The sequence below is a fragment of the Paraburkholderia caballeronis genome (assembly GCF_900104845.1).
In the GTDB taxonomy this organism is placed as follows: domain Bacteria; phylum Pseudomonadota; class Gammaproteobacteria; order Burkholderiales; family Burkholderiaceae; genus Paraburkholderia; species Paraburkholderia caballeronis.
Genome location: NZ_FNSR01000003.1, coordinates 496,217 through 521,498, shown reverse-complemented (window position 1 = coordinate 521,498; position 25,282 = coordinate 496,217). Strand labels below are relative to the sequence as shown.

Below are 25,282 nucleotides of genomic sequence, written 5' to 3'. Positions count from 1 at the left end.
CCTGCCTCAGCCCTTCAGCGAGCCGGCCATCATCCCCTTGATCACGCGCTCCTGGCCGAACGCATACGCGACGATCAGCGGCAGCGACGTCAGCGTGACGACCGCGAGCATCGCCGGCACGTTCGACGAGTACTGCCCCTGGAAGTCCCACACCGCGAGCGGCAGCGTGCGATGCTCGGGCGTCGAGGTCAGCATGTACGCGAAGATGAACTCGTTCCACAGGCCGATGCCGTTGTAGATCGCGACCGTCGCGAGACCCGGACCCGACAGCGGGAAAAAGATCCGCCAGAAGATCCGGAACGGGCCGCAGCCGTCGAGCTGTGCGGCCTCCTCCAGTTCGCGCGGAATCTGCTTCATGAACTCGGTCAGGATGAAGATCGACACCGGCAGGCTCAGCGCGACGTACGGGCCGGGCAGCGCGAGCGGCGTGTCGTACAGGCCGAGGTTGCGCGTCAGCAGATAGATCGGCACCAGCGTCGCGTGCAGCGGCACGATCATGCCCGCGACGATCAGCGCGAACAGCGTCTTGTTCAGCCGGAACCGCAGCCGCGCGAACGCATACGCGGCCATCGCGCTGATAATCACGATCAGCAGCACCGACACGCCGACCACGAACGCGCTGTTGCGGAAGTAGGTCAGATACGGTCCGCCCAGCACGGCCGCATAGTTGCCGAAGTACAGTCGCGACGGCAGCGCCCAGACCGGCGACGAGAACGTCTCGTCCTGCGTCTTCAGGCTCGTCGCGACCACGAAGATGAACGGCGCCGTCGTAATCGCGAGCCAGATCAGCGCGAGCAGCGGCACGCCGATGCGCACCTTCGCGAAACGGGATTTCAGGTTAGCCATCGTTCAGACCTCCGCCGAATAACGGCGCGTGAGCCGCAGCGCGACCGCCGCGACCGCGCAGACGATGATGAACATCGCCGAGCCGATCGTGCTGCCGTAACCGAGCTGGAACGAACTGAACACGGTGCGGTACATGTAGGTGGCCATCAATTCGGACGAGCCTTCGGGGCCGCCGCCGGTCATCACGTAGATCAGGTCGAAGTAGCGCAGCGAGCCGAGCACCGACAGCAGCACCGCGGTGCGGATCGTGCCTTGCAGATGCGGCAGCTTGATGCGCCAGAAGATCGTCCATTCGGACGCGCCGTCGAGACGCGCGGCCTCGGTCAGTTCCTGCGGCATCGACGACAGCCCGGCGAGAAACAGCACCATGTAGAACGGCGCGTTCTGCCAGCAGATCACCGCGATCGTCGCGCCGAGCGACAGCCGCGTGTCGCCGAGCCAGTCGAGCGCGAGCGCGTCGAGACCGATCGCGCGCAGCGCCGCGTTCAGCGGGCCGAAGTTCGGGTCGTACACGTTCTTGAACAGCACGCCGATCGCGACGCTCGACATCAGCAGCGGCAGGAAATACAGGATCTTCAGCAGCCGCGAGCCGCGGCCCGCCTTCTCCAGCATCACGGCCAGCGCGAGCGCGATCGGCAGTTCGACGACGATCGACGTGACCGCGAGAATCACGTTGTTCCCGAACGCCTGCCAGAACACCCTGTCGTGCGCGAGCGTCACCCAGTTCGCGAGGCCGACGAAACGCGCGTCGGTGCCGAGGCCGTTCCAGTCGAGCAGCGACAGCCGCAGGCTCGACAGCAGCGGATAAAGCAGGAACACCGCCAGCAGCAGCACGGCGGGCGCAAGAAAGACAGTCGCAACGAGCCACTGCGACGGGATTCGTACGCGGCGTGCGGGAGCGGCGGAAAGTGCAATGTTCACGACAATTTATGCCGGGCTGCGCCGTGCGGCGCAGCCCGGACTTCCTCCATCGACTCGGTTAGCTTCCCGCTTTCGCAGCGGCTTCCATCTGCTGCGCGGCGGCCTCGGGGGTCAGCGACAGGCCGAACAGCGCCTGCGTCGTATCCTTGTGCAGTTCGCCGAGCCGCGGCGGCAGCGCCTGGTCGTACCAGAGCTGCACGCTCGGCGCCTTCACGATCAGGTCCTGCAGACGCTTCAGGAACGGATCGTCGACGACGGCGTTCTTGACCGGCGGAATCTTGCGGTCGACGACGCGCGCGCGCATCGAATCGTCGTCGGTCAGCGACTGGATCAGCTTGAACGCCGCATCCGGCGACTTGCATTCGGTCGAGATGCTCAGGAAACCGTCGCCGACCGTGCCGATCACGTCGCGGGGGTCGCCCTTGCCGCCCGGCACGCTCGGGAACGGGAAGAAGTCGAGCTTCTTCGAGAACGCCGGATTCTCGTTCTGGATCGTCGACGCTTCCCAGCCGCCCATCAGTTCCATCGCGGCGCGGCCCGAATACAGCAGGCGGCGCGACGCGCCGACGTCATAGTCGAGGCCGTTGTAACCCTGCGCGAACGCACCCGCCTTCACCAGTTGCTGGACGTACTTGCCGGCCTCGACGAACGCCGGGCCGGCAAAACCCGGACCCGGCCTGCGCTCGACCGCGTCGCGCACGACGTCCGGACCGCCGATGCGATCGACGAGGTACATGTAGTACATCGAGCCGGTCCACTTGTTCTTGTTCGACAGCGCGAACGGCGCGATGTTGTGCGACGTCAGCACCTGCACGACGTGCATCAGTTCGTCCCACGTCGCTGGCGGCGTGAGGCCGTACTGCTGGAAGATGTCCTTGTTGTAGAAGATCACCGCGGCCGACGCATTCTCGGCGGCGACGCCGTAGGTCTTGCCGTCGAACGTGACCGCCTTCCACGACGCGGGCAGGAAGCGCCCGCGATATGCGGGGTCTTTCTGCAGGTACGGCGTGAGGTCCACGATCTGGCCGGCCTTCACGTACTCGTGCAGCGTACCGCCGCCCCACGACTCGAACACGCACGGCGGCTGGTTCGCGCCGAACGCGACCTTCAGCTTGGTCTTGTACGCGTCGTTCAGAATGTGCGAGTTCTCGACCTTGTAACCCGGATTCTGATGCTCGAAACGGTCGGACGCGTCGCGCAACAGCTTGCTCGACGTGACGTTCGTCTGCTGATCCCATACCGACAGCGTTTTCGCTTCGTCCGCCTGCGCGGCCCCCACCGCTACCACCAGCGACGACAGCACCGCTGCCGCGCTCACCGTCTTCGATACCGCATACGCCATCTTGATGTCTCCGTTGTTGGATTTATCGGCCGAACGTTAGAGTTAACGTTAAAGCATGTTAATAACGTTACGTCCCCGCTACTATCCGGGGTTAACCCGATTATGCCGGCCGATTTCGCTCGCCCAGCCTGCACGTGGCGCAAAACGCCGTGCACGCGAGGCGCATGGCGGGAGAGCGTCGTTATGGAAAGCGCCAACCCGGGTTGCGTTTTTGTTCTGTTAGAATGTTCGTAGCCATAACGATAGCGCTAACGGCGAGCAGTCACGCCGACGCGTTCACACCATCAGAAACAGACCGTCAGGCATGGCAAAGCAAACTCCCACGCTGGCGCACGTCGCGAAGCTCGCCGGCGTGTCCCAGATGACCGCGTCGCGCGCATTGAACGGCCGCCCCGGCGTGTCGCGCGAAACGCGCGACGAAGTGCTGCGGATCGCGTCCGACATCGGGTATGTCGTGAACCGCACCGCGCAGAAGCTGTCCGGCGGCCGCAACGGCATCGTCGGCATCATCACGCCGACGCTCGACACGCAGTTCTCCAGCGAACTGATTCTCGGCGCGGGGCGCGCGGCGCGCGCGGCGGGCTCCGAAGTGCTCGTCTACACGGTGTCCGACGACGGCCGCTCGCATCCGGACGTGCTCGGGCTGATCCGCCAGTTCTCCGACGGCCTGCTCGCGATCCTGCCGGGCGAGGCGCTGCATCTGGACGCGCTCGCCGCCGCGAACATCCCGGTCGTCGTGATCGACCAGCGCGGCACGCTGAGCCGCTTTCCGTCGGTGTCGGTCGACAACTACGGCGGCGCGTGCATGGCCGTCGAGCATCTGGTGCAACTGGGCCACAAGCGCATCGCGTTCCTCGGCGGCGGCGACACGATCGAAGGCGTGCGCGACCGCGAGCGCGGTTATCACGACACGCTCGCGCGCTCCGGACTCGCGCACGACCCGTCGCTCGTCGCGACCGGCGACCTGTCGCAGATGACCGCGTTCGACGTGACGTTCGGGCTGCTGAACCATGCGGAGCCGCCGACCGCGATCTTCACCGCGAACGACCAGAGCGCGTTCGGCGTGATCGCGGCGGTTCGCGAGGCGGGGCTGCGCGTGCCGGACGACATCTCGGTGATCGGCTTCGACGACATTCCGATGGCCGAGCAGTTTCACCCGGCGCTGACGACGGTCCGGCAGCCGTTCCAGCAGATGGCGAGTTCGGCGGTCAACACGCTGCTCGCGCAGATCGCCGGGACGGAAGCCGCGTCGCAGCGGATCACGTTCCCGGCCGAACTGGTGATCCGCGCTTCGACCGGCCCGGCGCCGGCCACGCCGCGTCGCGCGCACGCGGGCGCGCCGCGCCGCCACCACACCGTGCATAGCCGCGCGCACCGCAAGGTGCAGTGACGGTAGGGACGCCCCGCGCGGCGCGCGTCACCCTCACCAGATCGTTTCGACGTGCGCGAGCTGACCGACCTTCGGGTCGGGCGTGACGAGCGCGCTGTCGAGCGTGCGCGCGGTCGCCGCGACCATCCGCTGATACGACGACAGCGCGGACGACATCGACGCCGCCCGCACCGCGATCGCCGTATCCACCGGCACCATCCGCACGCCTTCGATCGACACGAGCGTCGACAGCCAGCTGCGCGTGTCCATCGACAGCGCGAGATGCCCGCTCTCGACGTATTGCGCGACTTCGAGCGCGCTCGCCGTCGAGATCGCGACGCCGCCGCCCTCCAGCGCGCGATCGATCGCAGCGCGCGCCGCCTGGCTGAGTTCGTCGCCGCCGCCCACCCAGTAGAGGAGCGCGCGCGTATCCAGCACGATCATCGCTTGTCGGCGTGTTCGACGGTCAGCTCGCCCTGGCCGTTCAGGTTGGAATGGAGAATCGACGCGCGCAACGCGTCGAGCGGGTTCTTGCGCCGGCTGCGATACGGCCGGATTTCGATCGTCGGCTCCCCGCGATCCGTGACGACGACGCTCTCGCCGAGCCGCTCCACCTGACGGAACAACTCGCACGCCTTCGACTTGAACACTGCTTTCGACACCCGCTTTTCCATTGCGATCTCCCCCTGCGGCATGAATTTGCGCCAGCCGGACTGCCGCATGTCCGGTTTAGCGTTACCGATAACGTCCGCACGATAGCACGCCGAAACGCGGTCGTTCAAGGGTGCGCGAAAGCGGGTATTCCCGAATCGTGGGACGGCAGGCGGTCGAGGGTGGAGAGGCGGCGGAGACGGTTGCACGCCGTCGCGGCGGCCTGGAACCGGTACAAGCGGGTCGTTAACCCGGTCGCTAACGTGAAAAAGTGAAAAAGCCGGTGCGCGCAGCTCGCACCGGCTTTTGGCGAGGCGGCGCCTCGATGGGCGCCGATTCGAAGGTTTCTTCGGCGTCGCCGGCTCAGAACAGCGTCATGATGCCGGCGAAGATGCCGGCCTGGCTGCGTCCGTAGTTCGGGTTGCCGTTCAACACCGTGCTCGTCGCCGAGTCGAAATTGTTGCCGTAGCTGCCGCCGCTCAACGGGATGTTCGACGTCGAACTGTTGCGGACGTAACCAGCTTCCGTGTACAGGAAGGTCCGCTTCGACAGGTTGTACGTGCCGCCGAGCGTGAACATCGTCGCGTTGCCGTTGCCGTTGTTCGCGTTCGCGTGGAACACCGCGGCCGTCAACGCGGTGGCCGCGCTGACCTGCCATGCGGCGCCGACCCATTCGTGGTTGACCGCGGTCGGCGCGGAGACGCCGGCGGGCTGCGACGCGTCGGTCACGCCGACGCTTGCGTTCGTCGCATCCGGCGCGCTCAGGTGCTGATAACCGAGGTAGAACTTCACCGGGCCGACGACGTACGTGCCGCCGACCAGGATCGACCGCGAGTTCGCATAGACATTGTCGAACTTGCCGTCCGGGCTGCGGATTTCGTCGTAGATCACGCGAAAATCGCCGCTGCCGAACGTGTACGTCGCCTCAAGGCCGTTCGACCGGCCTTGCGACGTGGTCGACTCGTTCCATTTCGCGTTGTTGGTCAGTTCGTACTGACCTTTGAACTGGAGGCCGTTCCAGCTCGGCGTCTGATATTCGAAACCGCCGTTGACCGCCGTCGGCCAGTTGCGGCCGCGCACCAGCGACGAGATCGCGTAACGCTGCATCAACTGCGGGTCCGCGCCCCAGCTATCCTGCTGGATTTCGCCCGCGCCGATGTTGCCCATCTTGAACGTACCGAACCGGTCGTTCTCCATGCCGACCACCGCGTGACGGTTGAACAGCGCACCGGGACCGCCCGCCAGCGAACCGGTCATCGTGTTCAACTGCCCTTCGAGCTTGAACAACGCGCGGGTGCCGCCGCCCAGATCCTCGAAGCCTTCAAGGCCGAACCAGGAGCAGCCCCAGTTGCCGCTTTCCGCGGCGAGCTGGTTGCCTGTGCGCGAACCGGTTTCGTACTGGATACCGTTGTCGATACGACCGTACAGCGTGACGCTGCTTTGCGCATGCGCTGCGGTTGCCGCTGCCGCGAGCGCGACTGCAATAGCTGTCTTTTTCATTTGTTATCCTTACTATATCAACTAGTCCCCAAGCGGATGCGCGAAACCGCTCTCACCGCTGTCTCCGATGCTGCTTTCGAAATGCGCGTCTGCATTTCGTTGCCGATTATAGGGATGGCGCTGCTGGCGCTCGACTGTGTGCGCGTAGGGGAAAATGCTGTGCACGCGCGCGGTTGCGTTAGAGAATCGGTTCGGATAGCGCGCGGTTCGTGGCTACCCGCGGTGGTCACTTCCGGGCGGAAGGCTGGTGGGTTCGGCGGGGATTCGAGGCGCGGGAGCGTTGGTCACGCGGGCATCCGAGTGGATGCCCGCGGACGGTCGATACGACAAAAGTCGTTGCGCGGCAATCGATGTTGTATCGATGCGACGATGGGCGTGGCGAGTTGCGTAGACGCGTGACGCAGTTACCCCGCGCTTCATTTTCACCCATGGAAAATGAAGCATACGGGCCACAACATCATCGCATGCAATGCGGAGAACGATGGTCGCGCTATACCTTCGTTCAAGACCGAGCCGGGTTGACGGCGAGATCGATATGCCGCAACGCCCTCTGGGCAAACAAGCTATATGGTCATATTCAGTGACCGCGTTTATGCAGCAGACGCAGCCCCTTCCGACGCGCGAAATACTAGCGCGCCCGCAGGTCCGGCATCCGGGTCGGCGACGTCGATATCGATTCGCGCGAGCGCGCGCTTCGACGCAAACGCGTCGAGCCACAACCTCGCGACGGACGGCGTCACGTGCTGTTCGATGAAACCGATCAGCACGCGCGCGCCGGTCTCCTGCACCAGGCAACGCGCGACGATGTAATCGACGACGCCCGGCGTATAAGCGAGTTCGATCCGATGCGTGTCCGCCATCCGCGCGACGACGCGATCCAGATGCAACCGCACGATATGCGCGAGCGACGCCTGCCCGAGCGGCCGGAACGGCACGACCGTCACGCGCCCGAGAAACGCCGCCGGGAACGCCTTCAGCAGTTCGGGCTGCACCGCCGACCGAAGCGCGTCGCCGTCCGGCGCAAGCGCGTCGTCCGCGCACAGGCTCGTGGTCAACTCCGCGCCGACGTTGCTCGTCAGCAGGATCGTCGTGTTGCGGAAGTCAATGTAGCGGCCGTCGCCGTCCTCCATATAGCCCTTGTCGAACACCTGGTAGAACATCTCGTGCACGTCGGTGTGCGCCTTCTCGATTTCGTCTAGCAGCACGACCGAATACGGGCTCCGTCGCACGGCCTCGGTCAGCACGCCGCCCTCGCCATAACCGACGTAACCGGGCGGCGCGCCCTTGAGCCCCGACACCGTATGCGCCTCCTGATACTCGCTCATGTTGATGGTGATCAGGTTCTGCTCGCCGCCATACAATGCCTCGGCAAGCGCGAGCGCCGTCTCGGTCTTGCCGACGCCGGACGGCCCGGCCAGCAGGAACACGCCGAGCGGCTTGCGCGGGTCCGCGAGACCCGCGCGCGCGGTCTGTACGCGCTCCGCAATGCGGACCAGCGCGTCGTACTGGCCGATCACGCGCGCGGCGAGCGTCGCCGGCAGCGTCTGCACAGCGGTCACTTCGTCGGTGACCATCCGGCCGACCGGAATACCGGTCCAGTCCGACACGATCTCCGCGACGATCCCCTCGTTCACTTCCGGAAACACGAACGGCGTGTCGGTTTGCAGGCTCGACAACGCTTTTTCGAGGTCGCGCAGCGTGTCGATCGACGCGCGCTCCGTATCGGCTTCGGCACCCGAAGCGCGCGCGGCCATCAACGCGCCGGCGACTTCGGCCTGCGCATGCCACGACGCCTCAACGCTTTGCGCGTGCGTCTCCAGTTCCGCGATACAACGCGTCGCGGCGGCCAGCGTGTCGTCCTGGCCCAGGCCGATGCGCGCTTCGTCTTCGAGCAGTTCGGCCTCGACGCGCGCCGCCTGCAACCGCTGGCGGACGCGCTGCAATTCGCGCGGCGGCGCATGCTGCGACAGCGCCACGCGCGCGCATGCGGTGTCGAGCAGGCTGATCGCCTTGTCCGGCAGTTGCCGTGACGGGATGTAGCGATGCGACAGCGAGACCGCCGCGCGGAGCGCTTCATCGAGCACGACGACGCCGTGATGCCGTGCCAGCGTCCGCGCGAGCCCGCGCACCATGTCGATCGCCGCGCGCTCGTCCGGCTCCGCGACCTGCAACACCTGGAAACGCCGCGTCAGCGCCGGGTCTTTTTCGATGTGACGCTTGTACTCGGCCCACGTCGTCGCGCCGATCGTGCGGATCGTGCCGCGCGCGAGCGCCGGCTTCAGCAGGTTCGCCGCGTCGCCAGTACCGGCCTGGCCGCCGGCGCCGACCAGCGTATGAATCTCGTCGACGAACAGCACCACCGGCGCCGGCGATTTCGCGGCGCCTTCCAGCACCGACTTCAGCCGCGCCTCGAATTCGCCCTTCATGCTCGCGCCCGCGAGCAGCCCGCCGACGTCGAGGCCGAGCAGCCGCACGTCCGCCAACTTCGGCGGCACGTCGCCGGCCGCGATCGCGAGCGCGAGCCCTTCGACCACCGCCGTCTTGCCGACGCCCGCGTCGCCGGTCAGCAGCGGATTGTTCTGCCGCCGCCGCAACAGCACGTCGATCATCGTGCGGATTTCCAGTTCACGGCCGATGACCGGATCGATGCCGCCCGCGCGGGCGCGCGCGGTCAGGTCCGTGCAGTACTGGTCGAGCGCGGAACCGCCGTGGCGCGGCGACGCGATCGCTTCCGCATGCTCGCCGGGCAATGCCGGCGCGAAATCGCTGCCGTCGTACGGCTCGTCGGCCGCTTCCGGCGAGCCGTCCATCCACGCGGGCAGCGCGTCGTGCAGCCCGTCGAGCGGAATCTTCGCGAACGCCGGCGAGATCGACAGCAGCACGCGCCGCAGCGACGGCGTTTCGACCAGCGCCGCGACGAGCCAGCCGCCGCGCACGCGCCGGTCGCCGAACGCGAGCGTCGCGAGCACCCACGCGCGCTCGATCGCCTCCTCGACGTGATGCGAGAAGTCGTTGAGCGCGCTCGCGCCGGCCGGCAACGCATCGAGCGCGGCCTGCATGTCGCGGTCGAGCAGTTCGCGGCTGATGCCCGCATGGCGGAGCACGCGATGCAGGTCGCTGTCCGGCTGCGCGAGCAACTGATGCAGCCAGTGCACCAGCTCGACGTACGGATTGCCGCGCAGCTTCGAGAACGCCGTCGCGGACTCGATGCTCCTGAAAAGCGTCGCGCCGAGTTTTCCGAACAGCGCGTGGCGTGAAATGGACATGATTCTGTTGCGAAGATCGCGATTAAAAGAGATCCATCGATCCATACAACGCGACGGCGACATTCGCGCCAACGCCATGCAGGACACATGGGCAAGGATAAAGCGACGAAGACGCGATGTATTTGGGCCGTCGCCCATATTCCGCCCGCTTGCGCATCAGTACGATGGGCTTCGCGGTAACAGGAAGTTCATGCGGGTTTCCTGCTGCTGGGTTTCCTGCTGCTTCTCTGGCTTCCTGTTTTCCATTCGCGGTCTTGCACCGGTGTCCGGCGCGAAGCCGCGAGCCGATGCTGACTGGATTGCAGACTGATTGCTGACTTCGACCGTTTTTATCAAGCGATGACCGGATACCACGCTCGCTGGGACAACGCTCGCATCGGGCGCGGCCGGATCAGGACGCTCGCGCGCACGCTGCTGTCCGTCGACGGCCCACGCGACGAACCTCCGCAGGCGATGCACGTGCCGCCTCATGTGCCGCTTGCCCGCGTGTCGTCGAGCGGCGCGCCGCTGTCGGCAACGCGGCGCGGCAACGTGTTCCCGCTGCGCGCGGTGCAGGATTCGTCGCATCCGCGGCCGTCGCTCGCGCCGGAGTCGCCGGCTGTCGTTTTGCCCGATGTTCCGTCCGATCGGGCCGAGGACCAGACCAAAGACCGTACGGACAACGCGAACGCGGCGAACGCGGCAACCACCGCCGCCCCGAACGACTTCAGCGATCTGATCGCGCTCGCGGGCCCGGCGGCGCTCGACGAGCGCTACCACGACTATCCGGCGAGCCTGCACACGACGATGGGAAGCCAGCGCGGCCGGCCCGATGGCCCGTCCGCGCTGCTGCTCGACGGCCATGACGGCCATGACGGCGGCAACACGGACCCGCTCGCAAAGCTCTCGGCCGAATACGAACAGGCGCTGCTGCATCCGGAAAGCGTCCGCCGCCATGCGCACGCCAACCCGCACGCCGACCTGACGAACGCGTCGGCGGTCGAGCGCGCACCGGTCGCGACGCCGCCGCGCGATCCGTTCGCGGACGCCGACGCGACGCCGTCCGGCCTGTCGCTGATCGACCTGCTGGTCGTCGGCCAGAACATCGACACCGTGCTCGACGGCCTCGATCCGTTCGGCGCGGACCGGATCTTCGAGGACGAAACGCGGCACGAAATTCTCGCGCTGCTCGCGCCGCTGCGGTCCGTCGCGCCGCGAACGACGCAGACCGCGCGGCTCGCGCGCGAGGAGCATCACCTGATGAGCGTGGACAGCCACCTCGACCTGCCAGCCACCGAATACGACAAACCCCGCCCCGACCATGAGAATCTCCGCTGACCTGCCCGCCTCCGGCGCGCCGACGCTGCGCGAACTGCTGCAAACGCAGACCTTCGACGAACTGAAGGCGCGCGCAACCGAATCGGTCCGCCAGCGTCCGGCGAACAGCCGCGACCGCTGGCTGCTGTTCCAGCTGCTGTGCGTGGACGGCGAATGGCAGCGCGCGCTCACGCAGTTGCAGACGTGGGCCACGCTCGAACCGGACGGCAGGCCGCGCGCGCAACTGCATCGCGAACTGATCCAGAGCGAGTTGTTTCGCACCGAGGTGTTCGCCGGCCTGCGCACGCCGGGTTTCATCGACCCGCCGCCGGCCTGGCTCGACACGCTGCTGCGCGCAAACGAACGGCTCGCGAAGGGCGACGTCGCCGGCGCGGATGCATTGCGCGACGCGGCGCTGAACGGCGCGCCCGCGACTCGCGGCGACGGCGGGCAGACCGGCGCCTTCGACTGGCTGACCGACAGCGACAGCCGGCTCGGCCCGGTCTGCGAAATGGCGGTCGCGGGCGGCTACCGGTGGGTGCCGTTCGACACGATGCAGTCGCTCGTGATGACGCCGGTCTCAACGCTGACCGACGTCGTCTGGCGTGCCGCCACCGCGATCCTGCGCAGCGGCGCAGTGCTGCGCGGTTACGTGCCGGTCCGTTATCCGGGCTCGGAAAGCGGACCGGCCGACATCAAGCTCGCGCGCGAAACGACGTGGACGAACGTCGGCAGCACCGGCGTGCTCGCGACCGGGCAGAAAACGTGGGCGACCGACCGCGGCGACTTCGGCCTGCTCGAAATCGGCACATGCCGCTTCCTGCACGACGGCGACCCGCAATGACCCAACCCGACACCTGGCATCGGCAGGCGTTCCTGCCGTCGCTGCTCGATCGCCTGATGGACGACGCGCCGTCGCAGCGCAGCGAGCGGCCGGAAGCCTATGCTCCGAACGCCGACGCGATGCGCGGCATCGTGCAGCGCGACCTGAGCCTGCTGCTCAATACAACGAGCCTCGACGACGAGATCGACGCGGCGCGTCACCCGGCCGCCGCCGCGTCGGTCATCAATTACGGGATGCCGGCGCTGTCGGGCGGTTATCTGACCGACCGAAGCTGGGAGGACATCGAAAAACTGGTCCGCACAGCGATCACGCGATTCGAGCCACGGCTGATCCCGGAGTCGCTGCGCATCCTGCCGGACCGCCGCACGGACCCGCTGCGCTACAACAAGCTGACGCTCGAAATCCACGGGCTGATGCACTGGTCGCCGTATCCGTTCGAATTCCAGATCCAGAGCACGTTCGACTTCGAAACGAACAACGTGACGCTCGACACCGGCGCACGCGGACGGAACTGACATGGACCCGCAGTTCCTCGACTACTACAGCCGCGAGCTGACGTACATGCGGGAAATGGCCGGCGAGTTCGCCGCGCAGCACCCGAAGATCGCGCGCCGGCTCGGCATGCAGGGCATCGACGTCGCGGACCCGTATGTCGAACGGCTGATCGAGGCGTTCTGCTTCATGTCCGCGCGCACGCAGATCAAGCTCGACGCGGAGTTCCCGCGTTTCACGCAGCGGCTGCTGGAAGTCGTCTATCCGAACTACGTCGCGCCGACGCCGTCGATCGCGGTCGCGCAGTTGCTGCCGAGCCTGCGCGAAGGCGACTTCACGAAGGGGCTGAAGGTGCCGCGTCACAGCATGCTGCGCTCGGGCATTCCTCCCGGCGAGCAGACCGCGTGCGAGTTCCGCAACAGCCAGGACGTCGTGCTGTGGCCGGTCGAGATCGCGGAAGCCACGCTGACCGCGGTGCCGCCCGACATTCCGGACACCGGGCGTCATCTGCTGCCGCATCTGCAGTTGCGCGGCGCGCTGCGTCTGCGGCTGCGCACGACCGGCGAGGTGAAGTTCAGCCAGATGACCGGGCTAGACCGGCTCACCGTCTATATCGGCGGCGACGAGCGGATCGCGTCGCACCTGTTCGAACTGATCCACGCGGGCAGCGTCGCGTCGGTGGTCCGCAGCCATGGCGCCGCGCGCGGCGACGGCCACGTGGTCGCGAAAGCGCCGGTCGAGTTCGAGGGGCTGCGCGCCGACCAGGGGCTGCTGCCGCTGCCGTGGAACGTGTTTCACGGACACAACCTGCTGCACGAATACTTCGCGTGCCGTCAGCGTTTTTACTTCTTCGCGCTCACGCAGCTTGCGGCCGGACTGTCGCGCGTCGACAGCAAGGAAGCGGAGATCGTGCTGCTGCTCGACCGGCTGCCGGAACAACTCGCGACGCACGTCGATGCGTCGCGTTTCCTGCTGTTCTGCACGCCGGTCGTGAACCTGTTTCATAAACGGACCGACCGCGTCGAGATCAACCGCGCGCTCACCGACTTCCATCTGCTCGCGGATCGCACCCGGCCGCTCGATTACGAGATTTTCTCGGTGTCGCGCGTATTCGGCCAGAAGGCCGAGACGTCGCTCGAAGTCGTGTTCAATCCGCTGTACCAGACGCTGCACAGCGACGTCGGCAACCATGGCCGCTATTTTTCGGTGCGGCGCGAGCAGCGCGCGCTGTCCGCCAACGCGCGCAAGTACGGCACGCGCACGCCGTACATCGGCACCGAGGTGTACGTGTCGCTCGTCGATCAGGCGGAAGCGCCGTATCCGGACGACATTCGTTATCTGTCGGTCGAGGCGTGGGTCACGAACCGCGATCTGCCGCGCCTCATTCCGCGCAACGGCAAGACCGACCTCATCATGTCGGATTCGGTGCCGGTCGAAGGCGTGCGGCTCGTGCATCCGCCGAGCGCGCCGCGCGCGCCGTTCGCCGCCGGCGAAACCGCGTGGCGGCTGATCCGTCAGTTGAGCTTCAACTACATGCCGCTCGCGGACCTCGAACACGGCGACGGCGGCCAGGCGCTGCGCAACCTGCTGCGCCTGTTCGTATCGCCGGGCGAGCGCGAGCAGACACGGCAGATCGACGCGCTCGTCGGCGCGCGCACGGAGCCGGTCGTCCGGCGGCTGCCGGGCCACGGGCTGCTCGTGTACGGACGCGGCGTGCGCTGCGAACTGACGATCGACGAAACCGGCTTCTCGGGCATCAGCCCGTATCTGTTCGGCCTCGTGCTGGAGCATTACCTCGCGCGCCACGTTTCGATCAACACGTTCACCGAAACGGAACTGCGCTCGATGCAGCGCGGCGTCGTCACCTGCTGGCCGCCCCGGATGGGCGGGCGCGGCGCGGTATGACACGATGAACGCGCCGGACACGCTCGTCATCGACACCGCCTCGCCCCTCTCTCCGGCGGCGCTCGACGCGTGGTTCGACCCATGCCGGCCGTGGCAGGCGGGCTTCCTGAGCCTGCTGCGCGCGGTCGCCGCGCGCGACCCGCAGATGCCGCTGCCCGGCGCGGCCTGCCTGCCGCGCGACGAACCGTTCCGCATCGGGCAGCAGCCGTCGATGGCGTTCGCGCCGCGCGAGATCGCCGCGTTGTCGACGCGGCGCGGGCGGCTCGACATCCGGCTGTTCGGGCTCGGCCTGTGGGGTCCGCAGGGGCCGCTGCCGCTGCACATGACCGAGATCGCGTACAGCCGCACCGAGAGTCATCAGGACCACACGCTCGTCGATTTCACCGACCTGTTTCATCATCGCGCGCTGTCGCTGTTCTATCGCGCGTGGGCGTCCGCGCAGTCCACCGCGTCGCTCGACCGGCCGCGCGACGAAACGTTCTCGTTCTACGTCGCGAGCCTGACCGGCACCGACCCGGCCGAGGCCGCGCGCTCGTGCCTGCCGACCCACGCGCGCTTCAGCGCGGCCGCGCATCTGGTGCGCGAGGCGCGCAATCCGGACGGCCTCGCGTCCGCGCTGTCGCACTACTTCGGCGTGCCGTTCGCGGTCGAGGAGTTCGTCCGTCACTGGATCACGCTCGACGCGGACCGGCAGACGCAACTCGGCCGGCCAGGCGTCACCGCGATCGTCGGCGACGGCGCGCTGCTCGGCGAAGCGATTCCGGACTGCCAGCACAAGTTCCGGCTCGTCGTCGGGCCGCTCGACCTCGACCCGTACCTGCGCCTCACGCCGCACGGCGCGGACCTGCCGACGCTCGTCGAATGGGTGCGCGCGTTCGTCGGCCACGAATACGACTGGGAAGTGCAACTGCTCGTGAAGCCGCACGCCGCGCCGCCGGCGCGCGCGGACGCGTCGCAGCGGCTCGGTTATTCGACGTGGCTCGGCGAATCGCTGGACGACCGGCCGGTGATCGGCATGGTCTTCGAGCCCGAACAGTACCGCGACTGACCTCCTGGAGCCCCGTCGATGAACGCGAATCCGTCCTCTGCCCCGCTGCGCTACGCGGATCTGCTCGCGCCGGTTTCCGGCGACGCGCCGTGCGGCCCCGACCTCGAATACGACCCGGCGTTCGTGATGCTGCAAACGGCCGTCGCGCCAAAGCGCGACGCGCAGTACGGCGATTTCGTCGACGTGCCGCAACCGGCAAACTGGGCGGAGATCGAACGCGACTGCCGCGCGCTGCTGCTGCGCACGAAAGACCTTCGCGTCGCGGTGGTCCTGCTGCGCTGCCGGACCCGCCAGGGCGGCGCAAGCGGCCTGCGCGACGGCCTCGGGTTCGTGAAGAGCCTGCTCGAAGGTTACGGCGACGCGCTGCATCCGGTTCCGCTGTTCGAAGGCGAGCGCGACCCGGTGATGCATGCGAATGCGATCGGCGCGCTCTCGGACCCGGACGGCCTGCTGGCCGACGCGCGTGATATCGCGATATCGAGAGCGGCCGGCGTGCAACTGCATCTGCGCGATATCGAAAAGGCGTTCGCGACGCCGCGCGCGAAAGACGCGCTCGCGCCCGAATCCGCGTCGCGGCTGTTGAACGAGTTATGGGGCCGGCGCGATGCGACGATGGTCGCGCTCGCGGACGCGCAGCGGTTCGCAGCCGGAATCGCAGATTGGTGTGCGCAGACGCTCGGCATCGACGCGCCGGACCTCGGCGCGTTGAACCGGTTGCTTCTGCCGTTTGCACAGGCACAGCTTGCACACGACGGCGCGACAGTTGCAGCGACAGTCGCGGCGACCGTTGCCGCGACCACGCCGGCGACAGCCGTTCCCGCAACCGAAATATCGCCGTCACCCGCGTCGCACTCCATGTCGCCGCCCAACGAAACCACGCCGCCAGGCAGCCCGCCCGATCCGCCCGCCGCCGGCGTCGCGCAAGCTCCGGCGCGCATGGACCGCTGGAGCGCGCTCGCGGCGATCCGCGACACGCGCATCTGGTTCGAGCAGAACGAACCGAGCAGTCCGGTCGTCGTGCTGCTGCGCCAGTCCGAACGCATGGTCGGCAAGCGGTTCGCCGAACTCGCGCACGCGATCCCGGCCGACCTGCTCGCCGCATGGGACGGCGTCGACACCTGACAGATGCCGCCGCGCCGCCCAGACCTTCCATCCCGTCAATCGCACCGCACAGCGGTCATCCTTCGGAACGAACGCATGATGAAACGACTCGTCTTTTTTCTTCTTTTCGCCAGTCTCGCGCTGTCGCGCGGCGCGCTTGCCGCGTGCGCGCAGCTCTCCGCGGCGGACATCGCGCAGATGCAGCAGAATGGAACCGGCATCGGCCAGCCGACGCTGCCGGTCACGGTGCTGTTTCAGCAAGGCTCGGTATCGATCGATCCGGACCTGCCGATCGGCTCGGAAATCACGTCCGGCGAGTCGATGCCCATCGTCACGAACACCGCCGTCGCTGTCTGCCCGAACGGCGGCAACCTGTTCCTCAGCTATCTGACCGCGACGCCGTCCGCGCTGCCGAACGTCTATCAAACCAACGTACCCGGCGTCGGCTTCCAGCTCGCGTATATCGGCACGGGCGTCAACCTCGTGTTCCCGTTCACGCAGAAAGTCGCCGCGAACGCGACCGGCGGCGTCACTTACAGCTATCTGGCGCCCACGTCGCGCTTCGGGATCAAGCTGATCAAGACCGGCGACATCGGCAGCAACGTGACCGTCGTGTTCGGACCGATCGCGCAGGGTACGGCCGAGGACGGCAAGACAATCCTGACGTTCGATGCCGGCACCGTGAACATCAAGGTGCTGCCGAGTTGCGCCGTCAACACCAGCACGCTGAACATCGACTTCGGCACGTTCGGCCCGCGCGACGTGTCCACAACGTCCGGCCCGACGCAGCCGGTCAACTTCACGATGCAGTGCACCGGCCCGACGCCGCCGGTGTCGATCACCGCCGCGCTGGCCGGCACGCCGGACACGGACGACGCGAGCCTGCTGAAGAACACCGGCGCGCAGAACCTCGCGATCCGGCTCAGCGAACCGTCGTCCGGCACCGTGCTGAAGCCGAACGATCCGAACAGCACGCTGGTTCATGCGCCGGGCGGCGCGATGCAGTCGCCGTTCGCGCTCGACGCGACGGTGCTGCGCGTCGGCAGCACGACACCGACGACCGGCAAGATCCAGGCGACCGCGACGATCACGCTGAGCATTCTCTGACCCGTCCTTCCCGGTTCCGGAAAGCCGCATGACCACGCTGCCCGCCTTGCATCAAGACGCGCACGACGACTCGATCTTCGTGCAGATCGCCAGCTACCGCGATCCGCAACTGCTGCCGACACTTGTCGACCTGATCGGCAAGTCGCGGCGGCCGCGCCGGATGCGGATCGTCGTCTGCTGGCAGCATGCGCCGGACGAACCGCTCGGCGCGTTCTGGCGTCATGGCTTCGGCAAATGGCGCGTCGAAAAGACCGACGCCTGGGACGTGCATCACCTCGACTATCTCGATGCGAAGGTCGAACTGATCGACGTCCCGCACCTCGCGACGCAAGGCGCGTGCTGGGCGCGCAATCTGATCCAGCAGCGTTATCGCGGCGAGCGGTACACGCTGCAACTGGATTCGCACCATCGTTTCGTCGTCCGCTGGGACGCGCTGCTGATCGACATGCTCGAATCGCTGCGCGACGAAAGTCCGAAGCCGCTGCTGACCGCCTATCTGCCGGCGTTTCGCCCCGACGGCGGACCGCCGCCCGCGGACAGCGCGCCGCTGCTCATGGTGTTCAGCCGTTTCAGTTCCGATGGTGTTGCGCAGTTCCGGTCGAACGCGCTGCCGGACTGGCCAACGCTGACACGGCCCGTCCGCGCGCGGTTCTACAGCGCGCATTTCGCGTTCGCGGACGGGCATTTCGCGGAGAACGTCCAGCACGACCCCGACTACTTTTTTCAAGGCGAGGAAATCTCGATCTCGGTCCGCGCGTTTACGCACGGCTACGATCTGTATCATCCGCATCGTGTAGCCGCATGGCACGAGTACACGCGCAAACAGAGCGCGAAAGTGTGGGACGACCATTCGACCGGCGCGAAGGAGAATGGACACGTCGAGCAACACTGGAGCGAGCGGAACGCGCGCGCGATGCAGCGCAATCGCGAACTGTTCGGCACCGACGGCCACTCGCTCGCGGACGATCGTTTCGGCCGATACGGCTTCGGGACCGTGCGAACCATCGCGGATTACGAAGCGTACGCGGGGCTCGACTTCGCGCGCCGCGGCGTCCAGCAGACGTTGTTAGACGGACTGCCGCCAGTGCCGGGTGCGGTGCGGCCCGTGTCGGACGCAGCGTGGTGCGCGTCGATGCTGCGCTCGAACGACGTCCGCGTGTGCGTGCATCGCAGTGCGTTCGAACGCGAAGCAACGGCGGCGGATGCGCAGCCGGTGTTGTCGTCCGCGACGCTCGCGCGCGTCGCCATCTACGACGCAGCCGGAACGGCGCTGCATCACCGGACGCTCGATGCGGAGCAGTTGGTCAAGCACCGAAGCGCGGACTGGCTAGATCTTCACGCCGCGTTCGAAGCCACGCTCGAACGGATTCCAGCCCGGTACGTCGTCGAACTGGCGAACGATGCCGGCCAGTTGCTGAGCCGGGTCGAACAGCCGATCGACGGATGACGCTGCCGCGGCGATCCCCGCCGAACGCACGGGCACCGCGGTCCCCAACGGATTGCACCACGTAAGCGGATTCGGCGCGTAACGATACGGACTCGCGCCGGCGGGCGCGGTTCGGTCGGGGCTCACGTAGCGGCCCGCGTCGGGATCGTAGAAACGCGCGCCGTTATAGCAAAGCGCGGTTTCGTCATCCGCGTACTGCCCCGCATAGCGAAGCGGCTGCAACACCGCGCTTTCGCCCCACTCGTGCAGCGTGGGATGGCCCCACGCGCGATAACGTCCGCGCCACACGACGTTGCCCGCCTCGTCGGTCAGCGCGACAGCGGTGCCGGCGGTGTCGGTGTGGTAGTGATAGACGCGCGTCTCCTTGACCTCGCCGGTGTCGGACAACCATTGATCGATGCACGCAAGCGGCGCATACGCGCGCGCATCGTCGCGACACGGCTGGTACAGGTACGTCCGCAGCCGGTCCAGCCGCCGCTCCTGCAACAGCCGATGGCCTTGCCACACGAAACGGGTCGCGTCGTCGCGCTCCGGATGCGCCGAGCGCGCAGACGACGCCGGTTCGACGAACTTCGCGATCCGCCGCCCGAGTGCGTCGTACTGGTAACGCACGGTGCGCCCGCGCCGGCGCACCGCGATGACGCGGCCTTCGGCGTCCCACTCCAGCGACACCGCATGATCGCGGCCGCTGCGCTGGACCAGTTGCCCCCACGCGTCGTACTCGTACCGGTAGCCGCGGCATTCGCGTATCCGGTGGTCCGGGTAAACCGCCGGGAACCAGTTGCTGCCCGGCGTATCGAGCAGATTGCCGGCCGCGTCCCACGTGAAATATTCGACGCCCAGTTGATCCGAGATCCGTCGTAGCAGGCCGCCGCGCCGGTCGTGGTCGTAGTGGATGCGTCCGTATGCCGGCCCCTGCGTCCCGACCACCGCGTCCGACGCGTTATAGTCGGCCGCGAGCCATAGCTGGAGATCGCGTTCCGACGGCTCCGCCGCATCGCCGGTCACCGCGCGCCACCATAGCGGTTGCCCGAGCGGCGTATAGGCGGTGTGCGTCGTCAACGCGTCCTGCCTGCGCGCGATCATCCGATGCAGCGCGTCGTACCAGAATCGCGAAATTTCGCGGCTGCCCAATTCGATCTGCGCGATGTCGCCGGTCACGTAGCGGCGCATCGTCAGCACCTGGCCCTCCGGCAGCGTGATCGCCACCACGCGGCCGGCCGGATTCACCGTGTAACGCAGTTCGCCGTTCGCGCCGTGCTCGGCGACGATACGGTCGTCCGCATCGTATTCGAAGCGGACCTCGTCGGACACCAAACCGAGCCGCTCGCCTTCGAGCGTCGGCGTGCGGACGATCCGTTCCAGTTGGCCGCGCGCCGAATGAAAATACGCATAGCGGTTATGCAGCGTGTCGCGGCCGACGACGCGGCCCGCGATGTCGTATGCGTAGCTCTCCGCGCGTTCGAGTTGACCGGCCTTCGTCACGATCCGCCCGATCGCGCCGCAGTCCGCATAATCGAACGTGCGGACCACACCATCGGCATCGATCGCCGACGTGCAGCCGGACGCGTTCCATTCGATCCGCTGGATCGCGCCGTTCGCGCTCTCGACGCGCGTCAGTCGGCCATGCGCGTCGTATTCGTAAAGCGTCGCATGCCCTTCTTCGTCGACGGCCCGCACGACGTTGCCGCGCCGGTCGCGAAACCAGTGCAGGCTTTGTCCGCCCGCGCCGACGAACGACGTCCGCTGTCCCAGCGCATTCCACACATGGCGTTCGAGCCGGCCATCCGGCCGCGTCACCGTCAGCGGACGGCCAAGACCGTCGTATTCGAAACGCGTGACGCCGCCGAGCGCATCGGTCACGCCGACGATGTAACCGTTGTCGTCGTACTCGTACAGCGTCGTCGCGCCGTCGACCTCGATGCGGCGCACCGGCTGGCCCCGCGCGTTGTGCTCGTATGTCGTCACGAGCGCCTGTTCGTCCGTGTGGCGAGTCGGCAAACCGTCCGCGCCGTATTCGATCCGCGTGATCGCGCCGGACGGCGTCTGATGCTGGACCGGCTGAAGCCGGTCGTTGCGCTCCCATCGCCATGTGCGGCCGTCGTCCGCGGTCACGACGACCGGCTCGCGAGTCGCGAACGCGTACTGCGTCGTTCGCGTATGGCCGAGCGGATCGGTCTCCGTCTCGATGCGGCCTAACGCGTCATGCGACAGACGCACGATGCGCTCGCCCGGCAGCCGCAGCACCACGGGGCCGCCGGGTCCGTCATAGTCGAACCCGTAGCGGCGTCCGTCGAAACCGGTATGCGACACGACGCGTTCTAGTTCGTCGTAGCGCCACGTCGCCGTGTCGCCGAACACGTCGGTCACCTGGCTCGTCCAGCTATCGACGCTGTAGGCGAAACGCTCGCGCGCGCCGTCCGACGTGGTCCGCTCGACGATGCGCGCGACGCCATCCAGTGTCTGCCACCGGTAACGCGTGACCAGACCGAGCGGACCGGTTTCCTCCATGATCCGCCCATCGTCGCAAACGAACCGCCGCACGACGTCGCCGACGCGATTGCGCACCTCGGCCAGTTCGCCGCGACCGTTATAACCGTACTGAACGAACAGGCCGGCCGGACCGCCGTCCACGCATTCGATCGCCGCGACACGCGCGCCGGTTTTCGCGTCGTAGTGCAAGCGCAGTTCGTGTCCGCAGGTGCCGCGCATGCGCAGCAGCCGCCCATCCGCATCCCAGATGCAGCCGACGCGCTGACGATGCAGATCCTCGACATACTTCAGCCGCGCGACGCCGTTCGCGTCGAAGCCGCCGAACACCCGGTAGTGCGGCGTCAGGTCCGCGACGACGAAACGCCCATTGGACAGATGCGCAATGTGCAGCGACTCCGACGCGACGATCACCTGCGAGCCCGGCTTCGGGAACGGCGCCGTGATCGCGCGGCCTTGTTCGTCGGTATAGGTCAACTGGTCGCCGGCGCGCCGCAGCGTGACTTCCCATTGCGTGCGCCAGTTGGGGCCGAGCAGGCCCGGTGCGACGCCCATCGCAACGAGTCCACTCGAATGAAAGCGCGACCAGCCGATCGGCAGGCGCCCGCGCAGCGTGAAGTCGGTTTCGCGCGCCGGCAAACGAAGCATCGCGCCCGTCAGCGCATCCACCGATCCGCACACGATGCCCGACAGCGCACGGCGTGCGCCGTAGCGGTCCGCGACGTCGCCGAGCCGCCCGCAACGATCGACGTGCGGCGCGGCCTCGACCGACTTCAGCAACGTGCCGGGCAGTCCGGCCAGCACGCCGCCCAGGCCACCGATTCCCGCCGCCATGCCGATGCGCCGGCGTCAGACGCCGACGAACACGTCCGGCGACCCGCACGCGATCGGCGCGCCGCACGACGTGATGCCGCCGAGGAACGTCGCGGGCAGGTTATTGATGAACACCGTGCCCGAGCCGAGCACCACTGCCTGCGCGGACGGATGAAGCGCACAGACAGCCACGCTCGCGCCGACCATCGCGGCCGGGATGCCGTTGATCAGCACGTCGCATGAACCGGACACGACAACGCCGCCGTGTCCGATCGGATCGCCGAGTCTTGCTGCCGGAAACATGATGGGGTGGCTCCTTGTTCGTCCTTGTTCGGACGGGTGTTAGCGGGTTAGCGGATGCGGGACGATTGCGCGCGGCGCGTTCGGCGCGCGCAATCGCGATGTCAGCTCCACGGGTTCCACGATTCGTCGGGCGGTTCCGTTGTCGGCGGCGGCGGCGGCTCCGTTGTCGGCGGTGGCGTTTCCGTTGTCGGCGGCGGCGTTTCCGTCGTTGGCGGCGGCGTTTCCGTCGTTGGCGGTGGCGTCTCCGTCGTTGGCGGTGGCGTTTCCGTCGTTGGCGGTGGCGTTTCCGTCGTTGGCGGCGGCGTTTCCGTCGTTGGCGGCGGCGTTTCCGTCGTTGGCGGCGGCGTCTCCGTCGTTGGCGGCGGCGGCACGGTCGGCAGCGTCAGATCCGGAATGATGATCGGCAGCGCCGGAATCTTCGGCGCGACGCCCAGCGCGGATACGACCACTGGCGGCAACGCGGCCACGGTGTTCACGACGGTCGCGATCACGCCGCCCAGGTCCGAATCGCCCGGATTCAGCTTCAGCGGCGAGCCCTGCACGACGACCTCGTCACCGCCCTGGATGCGCACCTGGTTGCCGATCAGCTTGATCACGCCATCCTTCGTCATCGTCAACGACGACTTGCCGCAGACGATCGAGATCATCTCGCCGACCGACACCGTGTACGCGCCGCCGACCGTGAGCCCCGCCACGCCGCCGACGGTCGTGTAGTCGGCCCCGCCGACCATCGTCGATTGCGCGCCGCCGACCGCGTAGGTCGCCGCGCCGCCGACGCAGCTCGAAAAGAGCCCGCCGACCGTCACGCCGTGCATGCCGCCGACGCCGATCGTGTAATCGACGCCGACCACGTGCGCCTCGTTCACCTTCGTCAGGCGGTTCATCGTGTTCTCCGCCTGGATCATGAACTCCTCGACGCCGGTCTTGTCCTCGAACCGGATGCTGTTGAAGTTCTCCAGCCCGCCTTCGATCGTGCGGCTCATGAAACCGCTCTGCGTCGCGTTCGCCGGCAGTTCCCACGGCGGCGGCGTCAGCGTGTTGTACAGGCTGCCGGTGATCAGCGGCCGGTCCGGGTCGCCATTCCAGAAATCGACGATCACCTCCTGCCCGACACGCGGAATGTAGATGCCGCCGAAGTTCGCGCCGGCCCATGCCTGGCTCACGCGCACCCAGCACGAGTCGGTTTCGAGATTGCGGCCGTAGCGGTCCCACGTGAAGCGGATCTTCACTCGGCCGAACTCGTCGGTCCACAGTTCGCTGCCCGGCGGCCCGACGACGATCGCGGACTGCGGTCCGCTGACGGTCGGCTTCGGCGTCTCGCGCGGCAGCCGGAACACCTCGCTCGTCGGCTGCAGATCGAATGCGCTGAGGCACGTGTATTCGGCGTCGCCGCCGGTTTCGTCCGCGATGCCAGTCAGTTCCAGCTTCGATGCGAGCACCAGGTATTCGCGATTCGCGTCCGTGTAGTCGTAGCCGGTCAACACGAACGTCTGCCCGCACGCGAGCCCGCGCACGTTGCCCTTGCCGAGCGCGCGAGTGCCCGGCGCGCGCAGCGCCTCCATCCGCGTGCGCGCGAGCAGTTCGCCATGCGGGCCGTCCGTGTAGTCGCCCGGCCACTCGTAATACTCCAGCGTGTTCCAGCTCGTGTCGCGCGGCTGCTGGTTGATCGAACGCAGGTCGGCGCGCGAGCGCGTGAAGTCGAAGTCGCTCGTCAGATAACGGCCGCTGCACAACGACTCGCCGGTCGTGAATTCGCTGAGGTACTCGGTGTCGATCTTGCCGCCCTGCGGCAGATACGCAAGCTGCTGGTATTCGGCGCTATCGGGCTTCCGGTGCGCGCCGACGTGATCGCACAACACGAGCCGATGCTTGCCGTCCGAATGCTCGAAGAACCAGTAGATTCCCCACTCCTCCATCAGCCGCTGCACGAACGTGAAGTCGCTTTCGCCGTACTGCACCTGGAACGCGCGCGGCTCGTTGCGCCCGCTTTCGCCATGCACGCCGTAACGCGCGACGTCGAGACGCTTCTCGACCGGATACGGATAGTCCTTCAGCACCTCGTCGAGAATCTCGATGACCGTCTTGTCCTGGAAAATCTTGTAGTCGGTCGTCAACGTCGCGAGCCACAGCCACGGCCGCAGCACCACGCGATACACGTTGTAGCGGTTCTCGCGGCGCAGGTACTGCGCATCGGAGATCAAGCCGCTGATCTCGCGCGTGCCGGCGCCGACGCCGCCCAGCGCGCCCTCGCCCATCCCGTCCAGTTCGATCGTGACCGTCATTTCCTTGCCGGGCAGCGCTTTCAGATCGACATTCGCGCTGATCGCGAGCGGCACGCTGTAGTCGTCCGGCGTGCGCAGCAGCAGTTCGTATTCGAACAGCCTGCCGAGACGCTCCTCGCCGCTCAACGACATGAATTCGAGCGCAGGCCGGCCGAGCAGTTGCGGCATCGCCGCGCTCGAAACCGTGACGGTACGACGCTGCAACACGGTGTTTTCCAACAGATTGTCTGACATGCTTTCCCCCGATCCTGATCGTTCG

At 67.2% G+C, this 25,282-nt stretch carries 19 protein-coding genes; 9 read left to right on the top strand and 10 right to left on the bottom strand.

The genetic code is table 11. From position 1 onward, the window contains the following. Positions 1-6: 6 nt before the first annotated feature. The 3 genes from BLV92_RS29055 to BLV92_RS29045 are packed head-to-tail and all read right to left on the bottom strand — an operon-like array spanning position 7 to position 3,109. A complete protein-coding gene (locus BLV92_RS29055) occupies positions 7-846 on the bottom strand; it encodes a carbohydrate ABC transporter permease (protein ID WP_090552361.1) in 840 nt (279 codons plus the stop codon). Between the two features lie 3 nt (positions 847-849). After that, complete coding sequence (locus BLV92_RS29050; protein WP_177197907.1) at positions 850-1,767, bottom strand: carbohydrate ABC transporter permease; 918 nt, start codon at positions 1,765-1,767, stop codon at positions 850-852. A gap of 58 nt (positions 1,768-1,825) precedes the next feature. Further along, positions 1,826-3,109 carry an extracellular solute-binding protein gene (locus BLV92_RS29045; protein WP_090552359.1) on the bottom strand — a complete coding sequence of 428 codons (1,284 nt, stop codon included), beginning with the start codon at positions 3,107-3,109 and terminating at the stop codon, positions 1,826-1,828. 304 nt (positions 3,110-3,413) lie between these two features. Here BLV92_RS29045 and BLV92_RS29040 point away from each other — a divergent pair, with 304 nt between their 5' ends. Then, positions 3,414-4,499, top strand: coding sequence for a LacI family DNA-binding transcriptional regulator (locus BLV92_RS29040; RefSeq protein ID WP_090552357.1), 1,086 nt, complete (start codon positions 3,414-3,416; stop codon positions 4,497-4,499). A 33-nt stretch (positions 4,500-4,532) separates the two neighbouring features. Here BLV92_RS29040 and BLV92_RS29035 read toward each other — a convergent pair whose 3' ends face one another. The 4 genes from BLV92_RS29035 to tssH form a co-directional block, all read right to left on the bottom strand. Then, positions 4,533-4,922 carry a type II toxin-antitoxin system VapC family toxin gene (locus BLV92_RS29035; protein WP_090552355.1) on the bottom strand — a complete coding sequence of 130 codons (390 nt, stop codon included), beginning with the start codon at positions 4,920-4,922 and terminating at the stop codon, positions 4,533-4,535. Then, the gene (locus BLV92_RS29030) at positions 4,919-5,260 is read right to left on the bottom strand and encodes a type II toxin-antitoxin system Phd/YefM family antitoxin (protein WP_373681858.1); all 342 of its coding nucleotides are present in this window, start codon (positions 5,258-5,260) and stop codon (positions 4,919-4,921) included. The genes BLV92_RS29035 and BLV92_RS29030 overlap by 4 nt, the downstream gene beginning before the upstream one ends. A gap of 232 nt (positions 5,261-5,492) precedes the next feature. Continuing rightward, on the bottom strand, positions 5,493-6,629 hold the full coding sequence (locus BLV92_RS29025) for a porin (RefSeq protein WP_090552353.1): 1,137 nt from the start codon (positions 6,627-6,629) through the stop codon (positions 5,493-5,495). 590 nt (positions 6,630-7,219) lie between these two features. Continuing rightward, complete coding sequence (gene tssH, locus BLV92_RS29020; RefSeq protein ID WP_090552350.1) at positions 7,220-9,895, bottom strand: type VI secretion system ATPase TssH; 2,676 nt, start codon at positions 9,893-9,895, stop codon at positions 7,220-7,222. 339 nt (positions 9,896-10,234) lie between these two features. Here tssH and BLV92_RS32795 point away from each other — a divergent pair, with 339 nt between their 5' ends. From BLV92_RS32795 to BLV92_RS28980, 8 genes are all read left to right on the top strand, one after another. After that, positions 10,235-11,212 carry a TagK domain-containing protein gene (locus BLV92_RS32795; RefSeq protein WP_244283968.1) on the top strand — a complete coding sequence of 326 codons (978 nt, stop codon included), beginning with the start codon at positions 10,235-10,237 and terminating at the stop codon, positions 11,210-11,212. Next, positions 11,196-12,035 carry a type VI secretion system accessory protein TagJ gene (locus BLV92_RS29010; RefSeq protein ID WP_090552349.1) on the top strand — a complete coding sequence of 280 codons (840 nt, stop codon included), beginning with the start codon at positions 11,196-11,198 and terminating at the stop codon, positions 12,033-12,035. The genes BLV92_RS32795 and BLV92_RS29010 overlap by 17 nt, the downstream gene beginning before the upstream one ends. Then, positions 12,032-12,550: a type VI secretion system baseplate subunit TssE gene (gene tssE / locus BLV92_RS29005; RefSeq protein ID WP_090552346.1), complete on the top strand. Its 519-nt coding sequence runs from the start codon at positions 12,032-12,034 to the stop codon at positions 12,548-12,550. The genes BLV92_RS29010 and tssE overlap by 4 nt, the downstream gene beginning before the upstream one ends. 1 nt (position 12,551) lies before the next feature. Next, positions 12,552-14,432: a type VI secretion system baseplate subunit TssF gene (gene tssF, locus BLV92_RS29000; protein WP_090552345.1), complete on the top strand. Its 1,881-nt coding sequence runs from the start codon at positions 12,552-12,554 to the stop codon at positions 14,430-14,432. Between the two features lie 4 nt (positions 14,433-14,436). Continuing rightward, the gene (tssG, locus tag BLV92_RS28995) at positions 14,437-15,480 is read left to right on the top strand and encodes a type VI secretion system baseplate subunit TssG (RefSeq protein ID WP_090552342.1); all 1,044 of its coding nucleotides are present in this window, start codon (positions 14,437-14,439) and stop codon (positions 15,478-15,480) included. Between the two features lie 18 nt (positions 15,481-15,498). Continuing rightward, positions 15,499-16,602, top strand: a complete 1,104-nt coding sequence (locus BLV92_RS28990) for a type VI secretion system protein TssA (RefSeq protein WP_090552341.1) — start codon at positions 15,499-15,501, stop codon at positions 16,600-16,602. Positions 16,603-16,680: 78 nt separating this feature from the next. Further along, positions 16,681-17,688, top strand: a complete 1,008-nt coding sequence (locus tag BLV92_RS28985) for a fimbrial protein (RefSeq protein WP_090552338.1) — start codon at positions 16,681-16,683, stop codon at positions 17,686-17,688. A gap of 28 nt (positions 17,689-17,716) precedes the next feature. After that, entirely contained in the window at positions 17,717-19,135 is a 1,419-nt protein-coding gene (locus BLV92_RS28980) for a GlcNAc-transferase family protein (RefSeq protein WP_143040750.1), read from the top strand. Here the strand turns inward: BLV92_RS28980 and BLV92_RS28975 are convergent. The 3 genes from BLV92_RS28975 to BLV92_RS28965 all read right to left on the bottom strand — a co-directional run bounded on the left by BLV92_RS28975 (position 19,016) and on the right by BLV92_RS28965 (position 25,257). Then, positions 19,016-22,459 carry an RHS repeat-associated core domain-containing protein gene (locus BLV92_RS28975; RefSeq protein WP_090552337.1) on the bottom strand — a complete coding sequence of 1,148 codons (3,444 nt, stop codon included), beginning with the start codon at positions 22,457-22,459 and terminating at the stop codon, positions 19,016-19,018. The two genes, BLV92_RS28980 and BLV92_RS28975, sit on opposite strands and share 120 nt — an antisense overlap. A gap of 15 nt (positions 22,460-22,474) precedes the next feature. Further along, entirely contained in the window at positions 22,475-22,741 is a 267-nt protein-coding gene (locus BLV92_RS28970; protein ID WP_090552334.1) for a PAAR domain-containing protein, read from the bottom strand. 101 nt (positions 22,742-22,842) lie between these two features. Next, positions 22,843-25,257 (bottom strand): type VI secretion system Vgr family protein, encoded by a 2,415-nt coding sequence (locus BLV92_RS28965; protein WP_090552333.1) that lies wholly within the window; start codon positions 25,255-25,257, stop codon positions 22,843-22,845. Positions 25,258-25,282 lie beyond the last annotated feature (25 nt).

Coding starts and splice junctions, on each gene's coding strand:
- BLV92_RS32795 (WP_244283968.1), top strand. CDS start 10,235: ATGACCGGATACCACGCTCGCTGGGACAACGCTCGCATCGGGCGCGGC.
- BLV92_RS29010 (WP_090552349.1), top strand. CDS start 11,196: ATGAGAATCTCCGCTGACCTGCCCGCCTCCGGCGCGCCGACGCTGCGC.
- BLV92_RS29035 (WP_090552355.1), bottom strand. CDS start 4,922: ATGATCGTGCTGGATACGCGCGCGCTCCTCTACTGGGTGGGCGGCGGC.
- BLV92_RS28975 (WP_090552337.1), bottom strand. CDS start 22,459: ATGGCGGCGGGAATCGGTGGCCTGGGCGGCGTGCTGGCCGGACTGCCC.
- tssH (WP_090552350.1), bottom strand. CDS start 9,895: ATGTCCATTTCACGCCACGCGCTGTTCGGAAAACTCGGCGCGACGCTT.
- BLV92_RS28990 (WP_090552341.1), top strand. CDS start 15,499: ATGAACGCGAATCCGTCCTCTGCCCCGCTGCGCTACGCGGATCTGCTC.
- BLV92_RS28965 (WP_090552333.1), bottom strand. CDS start 25,257: ATGTCAGACAATCTGTTGGAAAACACCGTGTTGCAGCGTCGTACCGTC.
- BLV92_RS28985 (WP_090552338.1), top strand. CDS start 16,681: ATGAAACGACTCGTCTTTTTTCTTCTTTTCGCCAGTCTCGCGCTGTCG.
- tssF (WP_090552345.1), top strand. CDS start 12,552: ATGGACCCGCAGTTCCTCGACTACTACAGCCGCGAGCTGACGTACATG.
- BLV92_RS29045 (WP_090552359.1), bottom strand. CDS start 3,109: ATGGCGTATGCGGTATCGAAGACGGTGAGCGCGGCAGCGGTGCTGTCG.
- BLV92_RS29040 (WP_090552357.1), top strand. CDS start 3,414: ATGGCAAAGCAAACTCCCACGCTGGCGCACGTCGCGAAGCTCGCCGGC.
- BLV92_RS29055 (WP_090552361.1), bottom strand. CDS start 846: ATGGCTAACCTGAAATCCCGTTTCGCGAAGGTGCGCATCGGCGTGCCG.
- BLV92_RS28970 (WP_090552334.1), bottom strand. CDS start 22,741: ATGTTTCCGGCAGCAAGACTCGGCGATCCGATCGGACACGGCGGCGTT.
- BLV92_RS29025 (WP_090552353.1), bottom strand. CDS start 6,629: ATGAAAAAGACAGCTATTGCAGTCGCGCTCGCGGCAGCGGCAACCGCA.
- tssG (WP_090552342.1), top strand. CDS start 14,437: ATGAACGCGCCGGACACGCTCGTCATCGACACCGCCTCGCCCCTCTCT.
- tssE (WP_090552346.1), top strand. CDS start 12,032: ATGACCCAACCCGACACCTGGCATCGGCAGGCGTTCCTGCCGTCGCTG.
- BLV92_RS28980 (WP_143040750.1), top strand. CDS start 17,717: ATGACCACGCTGCCCGCCTTGCATCAAGACGCGCACGACGACTCGATC.